Origin of the sequence: Streptomyces sp. PH10-H1 (genome assembly GCF_030063355.1) — a bacterium.
Taxonomy (GTDB): domain Bacteria; phylum Actinomycetota; class Actinomycetes; order Streptomycetales; family Streptomycetaceae; genus Actinacidiphila.
The window spans coordinates 1-1,053 of record NZ_JASISZ010000218.1 but is presented as its reverse complement, the minus strand read 5'-3'; the positions used below and the strand labels follow the sequence as shown (position 1 = coordinate 1,053).

Genomic DNA, 1,053 nt, shown 5'->3' with positions numbered 1-1,053 from the left:
GGTGCGGGGAGGTTGAGGAGGGTCTTGCGGGTGATCTGCAGATTCTCGCTCTCGGTGTCGAACTCGCAGAGGCGGGCGGTGAGTTCGGCGATCTGGTCCCGAAGCCGTCCGGTCTGCTCGCAGACTTCGTTCTCGCGGACCTCGACGTAGGCCAGTACGGCCTCGACCTGAGGGATGTCACTCACGCGGCCCTCCAGGAGGGGAGGGTGATGCCGGTGAGGCGGCGGGCCATGACCGACGTCATCGCCCAGAACACCCGCGAGCGGGAGGAGGCGAGCCGGTGTTCGTAGTCACGCACGAGACGGCGGTAGAACATCAAGATCCCGTTCGTCTGCTCCACGATCCACCGCTTGGCCTGCGGGACGAAGCCCTTCTCGGCCGGGTTGCGCTCGACGATCTCGACATCGATGCCGAGAGTCTTGCCGTGGTCGACGACGCTCTTCTTGAAGCCCTGGTCGACCAGGGCCTTCCGCACCGTGTCGGTCTGCGCGGCCACACCGTTCAGCAGGGCGATGCCGGCAGCGTTGTCGTGCGCGGACGCCGGCAGGGCGACGGCCTCGACGACGAGGCCCAACACGTCCACGGCCAGGCATCTCTTCCTGCCCGGCACCTTCTTCGCGGCGTCCTTGCCCGTCGTGGCGGCCGGGACGCCGACGGCCGCGTGGATGCTCTGGGTGTCCAGGACCACCAGACTCGGGTCGGCTAATCGCTTCCGGCTCTCGCGCAGCTGCCAGCGCAGGAGGTCGTGAACGGTCTGGTCGGTGCCGTCGTCACGCCAGGCGGCGAAGTAGTAGTACGTCGCACTCTTCGGCGGCAGATCGTGCGGGAGGTACTCCCACTGACAGCCGGTGCGGTTCTGGTAGAGGATCGTGTTGACGATCTCCCGCATCGCGTATTTGCCCTGATGGCCGGTGGCCGAGGGGTGCTCGGCCTTCCAGGCGCTGATCACGGGCTCGACCAACTTCCACTGCTCGTCGGTGAGATCACTCGGGTACGGATTGCGACCACTCATCCCGCCACCCAAGCGAACCCCGAACGCCTGACCGGCAGAGA

At 66.8% G+C, this 1,053-nt stretch carries 1 protein-coding gene and 1 pseudogene; both read right to left on the bottom strand.

Annotation, left to right across the window (positions count from 1 at the left end; genetic code table 11):
* A pseudogene (locus tag QMK24_RS41295) lies at window positions 1-185 on the bottom strand (hypothetical protein); the annotation flags it as partial.
* Window positions 182-1,012, bottom strand: a complete 831-nt coding sequence (locus tag QMK24_RS41290; protein WP_283472059.1) for an IS5 family transposase — start codon at window positions 1,010-1,012, stop codon at window positions 182-184. The gene QMK24_RS41290 and the pseudogene QMK24_RS41295, both read right to left, overlap by 4 nt.
* Between the last annotated feature and the right edge of the window lie 41 nt (window positions 1,013-1,053).

Coding starts and splice junctions, on each gene's coding strand:
- QMK24_RS41290 (WP_283472059.1), bottom strand. CDS start 1,012: ATGAGTGGTCGCAATCCGTACCCGAGTGATCTCACCGACGAGCAGTGG.